Annotated in this window: 11 protein-coding genes; 8 read left to right on the top strand and 3 right to left on the bottom strand. The window is 67.8% G+C overall.

Annotated features, from left to right (window positions below; all coding sequences use genetic code 11):
• The first annotated feature begins 120 nt into the window (after positions 1-120).
• On the top strand, positions 121-597 hold the full coding sequence (locus KME78_RS25350; RefSeq protein ID WP_219531839.1) for an Lrp/AsnC family transcriptional regulator: 477 nt from the start codon (positions 121-123) through the stop codon (positions 595-597).
• Positions 598-721: 124 nt separating this feature from the next.
• Complete coding sequence (locus KME78_RS25345) at positions 722-1,066, top strand: histone-like nucleoid-structuring protein Lsr2 (protein WP_214643165.1); 345 nt, start codon at positions 722-724, stop codon at positions 1,064-1,066.
• 285 nt (positions 1,067-1,351) lie between these two features.
• Here KME78_RS25345 and KME78_RS25340 read toward each other — a convergent pair whose 3' ends face one another.
• Positions 1,352-2,365, bottom strand: a complete 1,014-nt coding sequence (locus KME78_RS25340) for a LacI family DNA-binding transcriptional regulator (protein WP_219531838.1) — start codon at positions 2,363-2,365, stop codon at positions 1,352-1,354.
• Between the two features lie 115 nt (positions 2,366-2,480).
• On the opposite strand from KME78_RS25340, the gene KME78_RS25335 reads away from it, so the two are divergent.
• The 6 genes from KME78_RS25335 to KME78_RS25310 are packed head-to-tail and all read left to right on the top strand — an operon-like array spanning position 2,481 to position 10,978.
• Positions 2,481-4,394, top strand: coding sequence for a glycoside hydrolase family 127 protein (locus KME78_RS25335; protein WP_219531837.1), 1,914 nt, complete (start codon positions 2,481-2,483; stop codon positions 4,392-4,394).
• 14 nt (positions 4,395-4,408) lie between these two features.
• A complete protein-coding gene (locus tag KME78_RS25330) occupies positions 4,409-5,773 on the top strand; it encodes an ABC transporter substrate-binding protein (protein WP_219531836.1) in 1,365 nt (454 codons plus the stop codon).
• On the top strand, positions 5,773-6,654 hold the full coding sequence (locus KME78_RS25325) for a carbohydrate ABC transporter permease (protein WP_219531835.1): 882 nt from the start codon (positions 5,773-5,775) through the stop codon (positions 6,652-6,654). The genes KME78_RS25330 and KME78_RS25325 overlap by 1 nt, the downstream gene beginning before the upstream one ends.
• Complete coding sequence (locus KME78_RS25320; RefSeq protein WP_219531834.1) at positions 6,651-7,553, top strand: carbohydrate ABC transporter permease; 903 nt, start codon at positions 6,651-6,653, stop codon at positions 7,551-7,553. Before KME78_RS25325 ends, KME78_RS25320 begins: the two co-directional genes overlap by 4 nt.
• Before the next feature lie 12 nt (positions 7,554-7,565).
• Positions 7,566-9,476, top strand: coding sequence for an Ig domain-containing protein (locus KME78_RS25315; protein WP_219531833.1), 1,911 nt, complete (start codon positions 7,566-7,568; stop codon positions 9,474-9,476).
• Positions 9,476-10,978 carry an Ig domain-containing protein gene (locus tag KME78_RS25310; RefSeq protein ID WP_219531832.1) on the top strand — a complete coding sequence of 501 codons (1,503 nt, stop codon included), beginning with the start codon at positions 9,476-9,478 and terminating at the stop codon, positions 10,976-10,978. The genes KME78_RS25315 and KME78_RS25310 overlap by 1 nt, the downstream gene beginning before the upstream one ends.
• A 38-nt stretch (positions 10,979-11,016) precedes the next feature.
• On the opposite strand, the gene KME78_RS25305 is transcribed toward KME78_RS25310, so the two are convergent.
• Both KME78_RS25305 and KME78_RS25300 read right to left on the bottom strand, forming a co-directional pair.
• Complete coding sequence (locus tag KME78_RS25305) at positions 11,017-12,276, bottom strand: hypothetical protein (RefSeq protein WP_219531831.1); 1,260 nt, start codon at positions 12,274-12,276, stop codon at positions 11,017-11,019.
• 25 nt (positions 12,277-12,301) lie between these two features.
• Positions 12,302-13,690, bottom strand: coding sequence for a glycoside hydrolase family 43 protein (locus KME78_RS25300; RefSeq protein ID WP_219531830.1), 1,389 nt, complete (start codon positions 13,688-13,690; stop codon positions 12,302-12,304).
• Positions 13,691-13,798 lie beyond the last annotated feature (108 nt).

Here is a 13,798-nt window from a genome sequence, read left to right as displayed (position 1 = left end):
AGCAACGCGGGCGGGCATCGCGCAAGTATCACCCAAGAAGGCGCGAGAAAGACGCAAAACCTTTGCGGCTTCGGCCTCATTCGCTAAGGTTCTTTCCACCAAAAGCCAAGGAGTGCCCGTATGCCGGAAATAGACGAGATTGATCATCGGCTGTTGCGGCTGCTGCGCGAGGACGGGCGCCGGACCTTCTCGGAGATGGCGGGCACGATCGGCCTTTCCGTCGCCGCGGTCAAGCGGCGGGTGGACCGGCTCAAAGAGCTCGGTGTCATCACCGGTTTCACCGTGCAGATCGACTACGGCAAGCTCGGGTGGGCCATCGAGGCGTTCACCGAACTGCATTACGCGGGTGCGACACCGGTGAGTGAGATCGTCCGCACGGCCACCGACGTGGCGGAGGTGCAGACGGTGTTCACCATCGCCGGCGACCCCGACGCGCTGATCCATGTCCGTGTCCGCGACCTCGGCCATCTCCAGCAGGTCATTGATCATCTGCGCCACGCCGGGAACGTCACGGGCACCAAAACGCTGTTGGTGCTGGGCTCGTGGAGCCGTGACGCGCCCGCGCCACGAGCGTCCCGGATAGCGGGAATGAAATAGCCGCGCTAACAATTAGGCGAGCTTTCTTTGTCCTGGCCACCCGCCGTCCCCGGGGTGCGCCGAACAACGACGCCATACGCTACAGTACTGATTGTCTTCTCGCCTCTGAATTCGGAGCACCAGCATGGCCAAGCAAATTCAAGAGATCTTCCTTGACGACCTCGACGGAAGCGCCTTGTCATCCGAGAACACAATCAGGTTCGGACTCGACGGCTTTGCCTACGAGATCGACCTGTCGGATAAGAACGAGGAGAAGTTGCGCAAAGCGCTTGCCCCGTTCCTGGTCAAGGCCCGTCAGGTCCGCAAGGAGCGCGGTGGCAAGGTCCGTCGCGGAGTCGGTTCGGCGCGCTCGGTGAGCCGCGACAAGTCCACCGAAATTCGCCAGTGGGCGAAGCAGGCGGGACTACCCGTGAGCGAGCGCGGCCGTATCGCCGCGACCATCGTGGAGCAGTACGAGGCGGCTCACTGAGATTGCCGCTCCGGCAATCATGACGGCGATAATGACCGTCACCTCCTGAATTCGAAATGCGGCCCGCCCACCGGCCTTTGGCCGCCGCGATGGCGGGTTCGCGGCAGGTTCCGCGGCATCGCCGCCGGAGCCGTATCGGGAGGATGACGATCAGAGTCGGCCGGCTGCCTTCGAGGCCCGTACGGCCCGCCGGTCCAGGCGAGGGGACCGGTGGCGCAGCCGCCGTACGACCGTGCCCAGACATGCTCAGGCCGGCTCCGAAACGCAGAGACGACGACACCCGACTCAGACGCGGGTCGACTCCCGCAGCACCAGACTGCACGGCATGCGCCGGACGCCGCCCTGGTGCGGCACACCGCCGATCACGTCCAGCAGGTGCGTGGCGGCGGCGCGGCCGATCTCCCCGAGGTTCAGGTCGACCGTGGTGAGCGGCGGCCGGGAGCCGAGCGCCATCGGCGCCCAGTTGTCGAAACCCACCAGCGCCACGTCATCGGGAATGCGCCGGCCACGGTCCCGCAGCGTCTCGGCGACCCCCCTGGCGATCTGGTCGCTGCCGCAGAACACCGCGTCGACGTCCGGCTGCGTGCGGAGCAGGATGTCGGCGCCCTGCCGTCCCCACTCCTCCGACCACTCCCCGAACAGCGGATCGCCCGCGGCGGTCGCCCCCGCCTCCGCCAGCGCGTCGGCGAAGCCCTCGGCCCGGGTCCGCGCGGCCAGGAACCGCTGCGGCCCGGTGATGTGGCCGACCCGCCGCCGCCCGGTGGCCAGCAGATGCCGTACGGCGAGCATGCTCCCGCCCAGATCATCGGGGATCACCGAGAAGTCGGCGGGCTCCGTCGACTGGGTCATGGCGTAGACGACCGGGACCGGCAGGTCGGCGCCGATGCTCGGCCGGGGCTCGGTGCGGCGGCCGGTGACGATGATGCCCTCGACCCGCCTGGCCAGCAGGCGCTCGACGTAGTGCCGCTCCCTGATCGGGTCGTCCCGGGTGTCGCACATGAACACCGAGATCTGGCCGGCGCCCAGCGCGTCCTCGGCGCCGAGCATGACGGGGATGCTGAAGCGGCCGAAGCTGTCGCACGTCACCAGGCCGACGGTGAACGTGCGGCCGTGCAGCAAGCCTTGGGCGAGCTTGTTCGGCCGGAACTCCAGACGTTCGGCTGCGGCCATCACCCGCGCCCTGGTCTCCTCGCGGAGCCGGCCCTGGCCGTTGAGCGCCTTGGACGCCGTGCCGATCGACACTCCGGCGGCCGCGGCGACCTCGCGGATGGTCACGGCCCGCCGGGAAAACTCAGACAAACGGTTTCCCTTCTCTTAGGTCCTGGTCAGGATACAACTCCATGGAGGCTTGACCAGTGATGTGTAACACCTTACTGTTCGCGGAGGAAAGCCTATTCCCTGTGCAAGGAGTTCGATGGACCAGGCCTGCGGCCCCGCCGTACCGACCGCAGAATCGAAGGCCGTGCAGCGGCCGCTGGGCATCCATGACGTGGTGATCACTGGTGGGCCGTTCGGGCGCTGGCAGAGCGTCAACCGCGCGGCGAGCATCCCGCTCGGGCTGGAGCAGATGGAGCAGGCGGGCAGCCTGCCGAACCTGCGCCTGGCCGGAGCCGGCGCGGGCGCCGAGGGAGGAGGTGAGTTCCGCGGGTACCGTTTCCAGGACTCGGACCTGTACAAGCAGCTCGAGGCCGTCGCCTGGGAGCACGCCAGGAGACCGTCGGCGGAGTACACCGACTTCGTCGAGCAGGCGTCCGAGGTGCTCAAGCGGGCGCAGCGGCCCGACGGCTACCTCAACTCCCACTACCAGATCGTCAAGCCGGACAAGATCTACGCCGAGCTCGAGTACAGCCACGAGATGTACTGCGCGGGCCACCTGTTCCAGGCCGCGGTCGCCGCCACCCGCGCGGGCACCGGCACGGAGCTGCTCGACGTCGCCAGGAAGTTCGCCGACCAGCTGGCGGACGTCTTCCTGCGCGGCGGCAACGACGGCATCGACGGGCACGCCGAGGTCGAGACCGCGCTGGTGGAGCTCTACCGGCTCACCGGCGAGCGCTCCTACCTGTGCCTGGCCACGAAGCTGATCGAGAACAGGGGCAGGGGGCACATCCGCGACAGCGGGCTCGGCATCCTGTACGCCCAGGACCATCTGCCGGTCAGGGAGGCGGACACGGCGGTCGGGCACGCGGTGCGCCAGCTGTACCTGGAGGCGGGCATCGTCGACGTCTACCTGGAGACCGGCGACGAGTCGCTGCTGGAGTGCTCGGTCCGGCGCTGGGAGGACCTGGTCGCCACCAAGACCCACCTGACCGGGGGCATGGGCAGCCGCCACTCCGACGAGGCGTTCGGCGACCGCTGGGAGCTGCCGCCGGACCGCGCCTACAACGAGAGCTGCGCGGCCATCGCCAGCATCCACTGGAACTGGCGGCTGCTCCTGGCCACCGGCCACGGCCGCTACGCCGACCTGATCGAGCGCACGCTCTACAACGCCTTCGCCGCCTCGACCTCGGCGGACGGCATCCGCTTCTTCTACGTCAACCCGCTCCAGCGCAGGGACGACCATGTCGAGGGAGCCTACGCCGGTCGCCGGCGCGAGTGGTTCGCCTGCGCCTGCTGCCCGCCGAACGTCATGCGGCTCGTCTCCTCCCTCGGCGGCTACGTCGCGACATCCGCCGAGAACACCCTGCTCGTCCACCAGTACGTGCCGGGCACCGTCTCCGACGGCGACCTCACGCTGGCCGTCGCCACCGACTACCCCTGGCACGGTCGCGTCACGTTCACCGTGGAGCGCGCACCCGGGACCCCGTGGTCGCTGGCGCTGCGGGTGCCCGCGTGGAGCGCCGCCACCACGGTGACGATCGACGGCGAGTCGGTGGCCGCCGTACCGGACGAGCGCGGCTACGTCGTGCTGACCCGCGAGTGGCGGGCGGGCGACACCGTCGAGCTGGAGCTGGACATGGCGCCCAGGCTGGTCCACCCGCACCGCAACCTCGACGCCGTCAGGGGATGCGTCGCCGTCGAGCGGGGACCGCTCGTCTACGCCTTCGAGCAGGCCGACCAGCCCGAAGGCGTGCACCTCCCGGACCTGGCGCTGGCCCCGGGGGCCGAGCTCCGCGTCCTGGACAAGGACGACCTCGACGGCATCGGGCGCACCGTGCTGATCGAGACCGATGCCCTGGCCGTCTCCCAGCCCGTGGGCGGCCTGCCGTACACCACCACACCCCCCGCAGAACTCGCGACCGGCTCCCCCGTTACCGCCACGGCGATCCCCTACTACCAGTGGGACAACCGGGACGGCCGCGGAATGCGGGTCTGGATCCCCCTCGCGTAAAGGAAGCACCCCCCATGAATAGACGTGACCTCTTCAAGATCGGCGGTCTCGCGGCCCTCGGCGCGGCGGCGTCCGCGTGCGGGAGCGGCGGCGGATCGAGCGCCGCGACGCAGCTGCAGTTCATGTACTGGGGCTCCACCTTCGAGCAGAAGGCCGTGGAGAAGATGCTCAGGCAGTTCGAGCAGAAGAAGCCGGGCATCAAGGTCAAGGCGCTGTTCACCCCCGACGAGTACGACGTCAAGCTCAACACCCTGGTGGCCAGCGGCCGGGTGCCGGACGTCGGCTACGTGCCGATGTCCATGTCCTTCCGCCTGGCCGAGCAGGGCAAGCTGGTCAACCTGTTCCCGTACCTGAAGAAGTATCCGCAGCTGGCCGGATACCTGCCGGACGCCTATCTCTGGTACGGCCAGGACAAGCTGCACGGCGTCGCCACGGCCAACGAGATCGAGCTGCTCTGGTACGGCAAGCAGGCCATCGCCGACGCCGGCATCGCTCCCCCGCCGGCCGACGCCGCCTCCGCCTGGACCTGGGACCAGCTCGTCCAGAACGCCTACAAGCTGACCATCGACCAGAACGGCAAGCATCCCGACGAGTCCGGCTTCGACCCCAAGCAGATCAAGCAGTTCGGCATCTCCAGCAGCATCACCTACGGCGCGGCCTGGTACGGCTTCCTGCGCAGCAACGGCGGCGACTTCGCCGACGAGAGCGGCAAGCGGTGCCTGCTCGACTCGCCCGAGGCGATCAAGGTGTTCCAGAACCTGCAGGACCTCATCTACAAGCACCGGGTCATGCCCGGCCCCGGCCAGCTCGCGGCCACCGGCGACGACGTGCCGGGCACGAACATCCTGCTCAAGACCAAGCGGGTGGCCATGGTGGTGGACGGCCACTGGTCGCTGCTCGACATGAACGAGAGCAAGGCCGACTACGGCATCGGCGTGCTGCCCAAGTACGGGGAGCCGTTCACCACGAGCCAGGTCGCCGGCGCGTCGGCGGTGTTCGCCGGGACCAAGCACGTGGAGGAGGCGGTCGAGCTGTTCGCCTTCCACATCGACCCGCAGAACGTCGACCTCTACAAGCAGGGCCTGTGGATGCCGCAGGAGAAGAAGTACTACGAGGACCAGGCCGCCATCGACTCCTGGACGAAGAACGAGGTGCACCCGCCGGAGTTCAGGACCGCGGTCGTCGACTACGCCCGCGAGCACGGGGTGCCGGACCTCCGGAACAAGATCAAGAACATGTCCGCGATCAGCACCGACGTGCTCACCCCCGCCCTGCAGGAGATCGAGTCCGGCAAGCGCCCGGCGGCCGAGGTGCTCAAGGCCACCGCGCCCAAGATCACCGGGATGATGCAAGGCTTGCAGCACACGCAGGCGCTCTGATGCGCAGGTTCGAGACGCGATGGGGCATCCTCATGGCGTTGCCGGCCATCCTCGGGTTCGCCATCTTCACCATCGGCCCGATGATCGCCTCGTTCTTCTTCAGCCTGACCGACTGGCAGATCGGCGGCAGCCCGTCGTTCGTCGGCCTGGACAACTACACCACGATGGTGAACGACGAGCTGTTCTGGAAGTCGCTGAGCGCCACGACGTACTACACGCTCGGCGCGGTGCCGCTCACGCTGATCGTCAGCTTCGCGGTCGCCATGCTGCTCAACCAGAAGGCGCGTGGCCTGTCGCTCTGGCGAACGATCTTCTATCTGCCGACGCTGGTCCCGGCGATCGCCAACGTGGTGCTCTGGATCTGGATCTTCAACCCGGACTTCGGGCTGCTCAACTCGCTGCTGCGTCAGGGCGGGCTGCCGACCTCGCAGTGGGTCTACAGCGAGCAGATGGCCATCCCGTCGCTGATCATCATGAGCACCTGGGGCTTCGGCAACACCATGGTGATCTTCCTGGCCGGCCTGCAGGGCGTGCCGCGCCATCTGTACGAGGCGGTCTCGATCGACGGGGGCGGGCCGCTGCGCCGCTTCTGGCACGTGACGCTGCCGATGATGACGCCGACCATCTTCTACAACCTGGTAGTGGGCGTGGTCGGCACGTTCCAGGTGTTCAACCAGGCGTACGTGATGACCGAGGGCGGCCCCAACCACGCCACGCTCTTCTACGTCTACTACCTCTTCCGCAAGGCCTTCACCGAGAGCGAGATGGGCTACGCCAGCGCGCTCGCGTGGGTGCTCTTCATGATCATCATGGTGGTGACGTTCCTGATGTTCCGCAACGCCCGCCGCTGGGTCTACTACGAGATGGCAGGTGCCCGATGACCACGCTGGCGGCGCGGGAGAGGACCCGCGCGAAGGGCGTGGCGCCGACCCAGGGCCTGCGGCGGCCGCGCAGATACGGCAGGGTGCTGCTGTACGTGGCACTGGTGGCGGGCTCGATCCCGACGCTGCTGCCGTTCGTCTGGCTGGTGCGCAGTGCGCTGATGGCCGACAGCCAGATGTTCGTCGCGCCGCCCGAGTGGATCCCGCGCCCGTTCCAGTGGTCGAACTTCAGCGAGGCGCTCACCGCCCAGCCGTTCGGCCTCTACCTGGTCAACACGGTGATCATCGCGGTGATCTGCGTGCTCGGCACCGTGTTCACCTGCTCGGTGGCCGCCTTCAGCTTCTCGCGGCTGCGCTGGCGGGGGCGGAACGTCGTGTTCGCGCTGCTGCTGAGCGGCGTGATGCTGCCGTACGCGGTGACGATCATCCCGACGTTCGTCATGTGGCAGGAGCTGGGCGCGCTGGACACGTTCGTCCCGCTCACGGTGCCGGCCTGGTTCGCCGGGGCGGGCGGGGGCGTGTTCAACGTGTTCCTGCTGCGGCAGTTCTTCCTGACGATCCCCTTCGAGCTCGACGAGGCCGCCTACATCGACGGGGCGTCGCCGTGGCGGGTGTACTGGACGATCGTCATGCCGCTGTCCAAGCCGGCGATCATCGTGGTCACCATCTTCACCTTCATCGGCACGTGGAACGACTTCCTCGGCCCGCTGCTCTATCTGCAGGACGAGGAGAAGTACACGCTCTCGCTCGGGCTGGCCTCGTTCCAGAGCGTCTTCATCACGCAGTGGGGCTACCTGATGGCGGCCTCGGCGGCCGTCATCGTGCCCATCGTGGCGCTGTTCTTCTTCCTCCAGCGCTACTTCATCGAGGGAGTCACGCTCACCGGCATCAAGAACTGAAAGGTGCACGCCATGAAGCGATTAACCGTCGCGCTCCTGTTGCTGAGCTCCCTGTTCGTCGGAGTGCAGCCCGCGCACGCCCTGTCGGCGGCCCAGGTCGTCGACATGTTCGGCAGGACCGTCAACACCTACGGCGTCAAGCTCGTGGACTGGGAGGGCTACCTGGCCAACCCGTACATCCAGCTGACCGTCAAACCCCCGCAGGACGCCCAGTTCCCCGTCACGATCGACCTCAAGGCCGAGGGCACCTCCCGGCTGATGATGGACCTGCCCAGCCAGCTGACCGCGACGGGCGCGACCAAGACGCTGACGTTCGCGAACGCGTCGGAGCAGAAGACGTTCAAGCTGGAGATCGCCTCCAAGCGCGGCGCGGGCCAGGACGAGCTGCACACGCTGCGGCTGGCGATCAGGGACGGGAGCGGCGCCACCCTCCAGCAGTCGATGCCGATCAGGGTCCAGCAGGACGAGAAGACCGCCCTGCAGCCGACGATCCCCATCACCTTCGACTACCGCTACGACACGATCACCGGCTACTTCAACGCCCCGGCCTTCAGGACCGCCGCCGAGGAGGCCGTCAAGGACTGGTTCCGGTTCTTCGACGTGGCCCCCTTCGACACCGTGGCGGCCGGGGCGGAGAACAACCACCTGCCGGGCAACGACTGGCAGAACGAGATCACGGTCACCAACAACGCCGCCTACAACGGCATGTACGTCTTCTTCCGCGGGATCCAGACGCCCTACTCGACCGGCTACCCCGCCGCGAACGGCAAGTACTTCACCCGGGGCGGCCAGCAGGTCGCGGGCCCGATGCACCGGTCCACCGCGATGATCTTCGAGTACGACGAGGCGAACAAGCAGCTGTTCACCTCCCTGGCCGACGAGGACTGGTACAAGACGGACATCGCCGGCTCGGTACTCGACGTGCACGGCCTGGTCATGCACGAGTACGGCCACGCGGTCGCCTACCACAGCGACTGGGCCGGGATGCGCTCCTACGTGGCCGGCGGCGGCAACGACCCCGACGTCGTCGCCTATCAGGGCCGCGCCGTGCCGCTGGACAGCAGCTACCACATCCCCGGCGACCAGCCCAACTGGGACCGGCTCAGCGGGCAGAGCGGCGGCTGGACGCACCTGTTCCCGACCCGCAGGTGGATGCTGACCAAGCTCGCCCTGCTGGTGGCCGAGAACGCGGGCTGGAAGCTCAACCGCAACCTCACCCCGTTCCTGGCGCCGTCCATCGTCACCACCTCGCTGCCCCAGGCCACGCCGGGCACCGCCTACCAGCAGACGCTGGCGGCCAAGGGCGGCGTGCCCTTCTACGACTGGCAGGTGACCAGCGGTTCGCTGCCCGCCGGGCTCAGCCTCGACCGGTTCACCGGCACGATCAGCGGCACGCCGACCACGGCCGGGACCTCGACGTTCACCGTGCAGCTGCGTGACTACGACAGCCGGAGCACGCCGGTGACCAGGTCGTTCCAGCTCCAGGTCGGCGGCACCACCACCCCGACGAACCTGGCCAGGACCGCGACGCCGTCCGCCTCGTACACCTCGCCGTGGGAGAGCATCGCGGCGATCAACGACGGCATCGACCCGCCCAGCTCGAACGACACCGTCAACCGCCGCTGGGGCACCTGGCCCAACACCGGCGCGCAGTGGGCCGAGCTGACCTGGCCGGCCGCGCAGACGATCCGTTCGGCGGACGTGTACTTCTTCGACGACAACGACGGCGTGCGCCTGCCCGCCTCCTGGAAGCTCCAGTACTGGAACGGCACCGCGTACGTGGACGTCCCCGGCACCTACCCCACGACGCTCAACGCCTACAACCACGTGAACTTCGGACCCGTCTCCACCACGCGGCTGCGCGTGGCCCTGCAGAGCGGACAAGCGTCCGTCGGACTCCTGGAAGTGAAGGCTTTCGCTTGATGAGGAAGATCGCCGTTGTCACCGCCCTGGCCGGGCTCGCGGGCGCGCTCTCCGTGCCCGCTCCCGGCCTGGCGGCCCGCCAGGCCGCTCCTGCCCTGGACGTGTTCGACATCTTCTACCGCAACGTCAAGGACTACGGCGTCAAGCTCGTGGACTGGCAGGGCTACCTGGCCAATCCGTACGTCGAGCTGACGGTCAGGGCGCCCAAGACGCCGGGCATCGCCTACCCGCTGACCGTGGACCTGAAGGCCGAGGGCACCTCCCGGCTGATGCTCAACATGCCGAGCGAGCTGACGGCGACCGGCGCGACCAAGACCTTCACGCTCACGGGCCCGGCCGACCGCGAGGTCGTCCGGCTGGCCATCCACTCCAAGCAGGGCCCCGGCCAGGACGAACGCCACAAATGGGTGATGCGGACCACCGACGCGACCGGTGCGACGATCACCCAGAGCATGCCGATCATGGTCCAGCAGGACGAGAAGAAGAAGCTCGAGCCGACGATCCCCATCGACTTCGACTACCGCTACGACACGATCACCCGCTACTTCGCCGACCCGGGCGTGCGCGCGGCGGCGGAGACGGCGGTCCGGAACTGGTTCGCCTTCTTCGACCTCAAGCCGTTCGACACGGTGCCGGCGGGTGACGAGGTCAACAAGCTGCCGGGCGACGACTGGCAGAACGAGGTCGAGGCCACCAACGCCAAGCCGTACAAGGGCATGTACGTCTTCTTCCGCGGCATCCAGACGCCGTACTCGACCGGCTACCCGACGATCAACGGCAAGTTCCACACCCAGAACGGCAAGCCCACTCCTTACCACCGCTCGACCAGCATGATCCTGGAGTACGACGAGCAGCTCATGAAGCTGGTCAGCTCACTGGCCGACGAGGACTGGTACAAGACCGACCTCGGCCAGGTCATCGACGTGCACGGCCTGGTCATGCACGAGTACGGCCACGCGGTCGCCTTCCACAGCGACTGGGCGGGCATGGCGAAGTACGTCGAGAGCAAGGGCAGGGACGACCAGGAGGTCATCGACTACCAGGGCTACCCGGTCCCGCTCGACACCAGCTATCACGTGCCCGGCGACGAGCCGTACTGGGACCGGCTGAGCGGCCAGAGCGGCGGCTGGCGGCACGTCTTCCCGACCAGGCAGTGGGAGCTGACCAAGCTGACGCTGCTGATCGCGGAGAACGCCGGCTGGAAGCTGAACAAGAAGCTGACCCCGTTCCTCAAGCCCTCGATCGAGACCGCCTCGGTCAAGGCGGGCAAGGCCGGCGCGGCCTACGACCAGCGGCTCCAGGCCAAGGGCGGCGTGCCGTTCTACGACTGGCAGGTCACCGGCGGCGCGCTGCCCGAGGGGCTGACGCTCGACCGGTTCACCGGCGCGATCACCGGCAAACCCGTCAAGGCGGGGACGTCGGCCTTCACCGTCCAGCTCAGGGACTACGACAAGCTGAGCACGCCCGTCACCCGCGAGTACTCGCTCACCGTCAACGCCTGAGAAGGGCGGCGGCCCCGTTGCCGCCGCCCTTCCCGGTTCTACAGCCCGTAGCGGTTCTTCAGGTGCCGCCACCAGTCGCGGAACATCCACGCGTCGAACTCGGTGATCGAGGTCGCGCTGCCCGCCTTCATCAGGAAGCAGCACTGCCCCGTGGGAGTCCAGTCGTAGAAGTCGTCCAGGCCGAACGAATGGCCCATCTCATGGAGCAGGATGTGGATGTTGTCGGTGTTGAGGTTGCTCGTGTAGTACTCGCTGCCGATGCGCTGGCCCCAGTCACCGCCCGCGCCGCCGCCGAAGCCCGCCGTGAGCCACAGTGACATGTCGTAGTGGTGGGAGGCGCCGCCGGGACAGTTCGGGTAGGTGCCGCCCTGGTTGAAGAAGCGGCCGCACGGCTCGGCGCACTGCGGCGCGTTCTCGCGGATGTTGTTCACGTAGATGTCCACCGAGGTGTCGCTCCACTGGAGCTGCGCCCGGTCGCGCACCGCCCAGCCGACGACCTTGAGCGGCACGGTGGCGTACGGCCAGGCGTTGTGACCGGCCATCACGTCCATCCACTTCTTGAACTGCCGGGCCAGCGCGGCGTGGATCTGGTCACGCTGGGCGGCGGTCACCGTGGCGCTGCTGTCCCAGCGCACGCAGTAGTTGATCGAGCCGCGGTTGGCCATGACCTGGTCCCAGCCGTAGTTGCGGAAGCCGTACAGGTTGGGATAGGTGCTCTCGACATGCTGCCAGACCTCGTTGAGCGGCGTGACCAGGTTCGCCGGCGGGTTCCAGGTGGTGGTGGAACCACCGCCGCCCGGATCGTTGGTGAACGCCTTGACCTCCAGCAGCCCGACGGAGCCCTGGCCGCTCTGCAGCAGGACGCGCAGCCGCGTGGTGCTCACCTGGCCGAACGTCACCTTGTTGTAGGCGTTGAGCGCCGTGGGGTAGCCGCTCGCGTTCGGCACGTCGTTGTAGGCGCTGCCGGTCCAGTACTGCAGCTTCCACGAGGCCGGGACGCGCACGCCGCCGTTGTCGTCGAAGAAGTAGACCTGGGCGACCCGGAGCGTCTGCGCCTGGGCCCAGGTCAGCTCGGCCCACTGCTGGCCGGTGTTGGGCCAGGTGCCCCAGCGGCGGTTGACGGTGTCGTTCGAGCTGGGCGGGTCGATGCCGTCGTTGATCGCCGCGACACTCTCCCAGGAGGAGGTGTACGACGCGCTCGGGATCGCCGAGGTGGCCAGGTTGACCTCGGCGGCCTGCGCTGCCTGCAACGGGGTGAGGAAGAAGGCGGCGAGTAAGAGGGGAAGAAGCAGTTTCATCGCACCTCCAGTGCTGGTGAGAGGGTCACGCCTGTGCGGTCCACTCCAGGACGCCGGTCGAGAAGCCGCTCTTCGAGGTGATGCTGAGCCGGAGCCTGGTCGTCGAGATCGACGGGAATGTCACTGTGTTGAAGGTGTTGGCCGCCACGCCGCAGGCCGACTGTCCCGGCACGTCCACGTACGCGCTGCCGTTCCAGTACTGGACCTTGCAGGAGGCGGGCAGGTCGATGCCCTGGTCGTCGTCGAACCAGTAGACCCCGACCCGGCCGACGGTCTGCGCGGACGGCCACTGGTACTCCAGCCACTCGGTGCCCTGATGGCTCCAGTTGCCGTAGGCGCCGTGGCTGTGGTCGGCCGAGTTCGCCGGGGTGAAGCCGTCCTTGATCGCGCCGAGGGTCTCCCACGGCGAGACGTACGAGGTGGACGCCGTCGCGCTCAGCGCCAGGTTCGAGCTCGCCGGACCGGTCGTCTGCACGACCTTCTGCATGGTGCCGTCGGCGTTCCAGTAGAGCTTGTCCAGGGTGACGGAACGGCGGAAGTTGCCGCCACCCGGGCTGTTGGCGTTGTGGTAGACCATGTACCACTGGCCCTTGAACTCGATGATCGCCGGGTGGTTGGTGGTCGAGGTGACCTGGTCGAGCACCACGCCCCGGTGGGTCCACGGCCCGAGCGGGTTGCTCGCGGTGGCGTAGCGGATGCACGCGTAGCCGGGCGCGGAGCAGGCCGAGTCGTTGGCGGAGTAGGCGAGGTAGTAGGTGCCGTTGCGCTTGAACATCCAGGGGGCCTCCCAGAAGTTCGACACGCCGCTCGGGGTGATCACGCCTCCGTCGAGGTTGATCATGTCGGGCTTGAGCTTGGCGGCGCGCAGGCCGTAGTAGGAGCCCCAGTAGATGTAGGCCTGGCCGTCGTCGTCGGTGAAGACGGTCGGGTCGATGTTGAGCGGGGAGGAGTTCGGGGTGCTGTCGCTGATCAGCGGGCCGCCCTTGGCGTCGCGGAAGGGGCCGAGCGGGCTGTCGCCGACCGCCACGCCGATGTCCATCCAGCCGGCGCCGTTGCCGTTGACGGGGGCGTACCAGTAGTACTTGCCGCCCCGCGGCTCGACCTCGCCCGCCCACGCGTCGGCGCCCGCCCACGAGAAGTCTGTAAGTTTCAGCTTCGCGCCCTGGTCCGTCCAGGCCGTCGCGTCGCCGGAGGTGAACACGTGCCAGTCGCGCATGACGAAGTTCGAGCCGCCGGCGGGGGCCTCGTCGTGGCCCGTGTAGAGGTACATCGTGTCGCCGACCACCAGGGCGGCCGGGTCGGCGGTGTAGATCGAGGTGGTGATCGGCGCGGCGGCGGGCGCCGGAGCTGCGGTGATGAGGACCAGCCCGGCGGCGGCCGCCGCGGCGAGGGTCACGGCTCTGAGGCGAAACATGGCAACGCACTCCTCATTTAAGCTAGCGATAGTTTGGTTAGCGCTAACATTTTGCCTGCCGGATATGTGGCGGTTTCTGGGCGCGTTGAGTGTTTGCGATACCACAAA

This window comes from Nonomuraea guangzhouensis (assembly GCF_019396345.1).
In the GTDB taxonomy this organism is placed as follows: Bacteria; Actinomycetota; Actinomycetes; order Streptosporangiales; family Streptosporangiaceae; genus Nonomuraea; species Nonomuraea guangzhouensis.
This window is presented reverse-complemented; position numbering and strand designations above follow the sequence as displayed.

Bases quoted from the DNA above. Each gene is read 5' to 3' on its own strand.
- KME78_RS25350 (WP_219531839.1), top strand. From the start codon at position 121: ATGCCGGAAATAGACGAGATTGATCATCGGCTGTTGCGGCTGCTGCGC.
- KME78_RS25345 (WP_214643165.1), top strand. From the start codon at position 722: ATGGCCAAGCAAATTCAAGAGATCTTCCTTGACGACCTCGACGGAAGC.
- KME78_RS25335 (WP_219531837.1), top strand. From the start codon at position 2,481: ATGGACCAGGCCTGCGGCCCCGCCGTACCGACCGCAGAATCGAAGGCC.
- KME78_RS25330 (WP_219531836.1), top strand. From the start codon at position 4,409: ATGAATAGACGTGACCTCTTCAAGATCGGCGGTCTCGCGGCCCTCGGC.
- KME78_RS25325 (WP_219531835.1), top strand. From the start codon at position 5,773: ATGCGCAGGTTCGAGACGCGATGGGGCATCCTCATGGCGTTGCCGGCC.
- KME78_RS25320 (WP_219531834.1), top strand. From the start codon at position 6,651: ATGACCACGCTGGCGGCGCGGGAGAGGACCCGCGCGAAGGGCGTGGCG.
- KME78_RS25315 (WP_219531833.1), top strand. From the start codon at position 7,566: ATGAAGCGATTAACCGTCGCGCTCCTGTTGCTGAGCTCCCTGTTCGTC.
- KME78_RS25310 (WP_219531832.1), top strand. From the start codon at position 9,476: ATGAGGAAGATCGCCGTTGTCACCGCCCTGGCCGGGCTCGCGGGCGCG.
- KME78_RS25305 (WP_219531831.1), bottom strand. From the start codon at position 12,276: ATGAAACTGCTTCTTCCCCTCTTACTCGCCGCCTTCTTCCTCACCCCG.
- KME78_RS25300 (WP_219531830.1), bottom strand. From the start codon at position 13,690: ATGTTTCGCCTCAGAGCCGTGACCCTCGCCGCGGCGGCCGCCGCCGGG.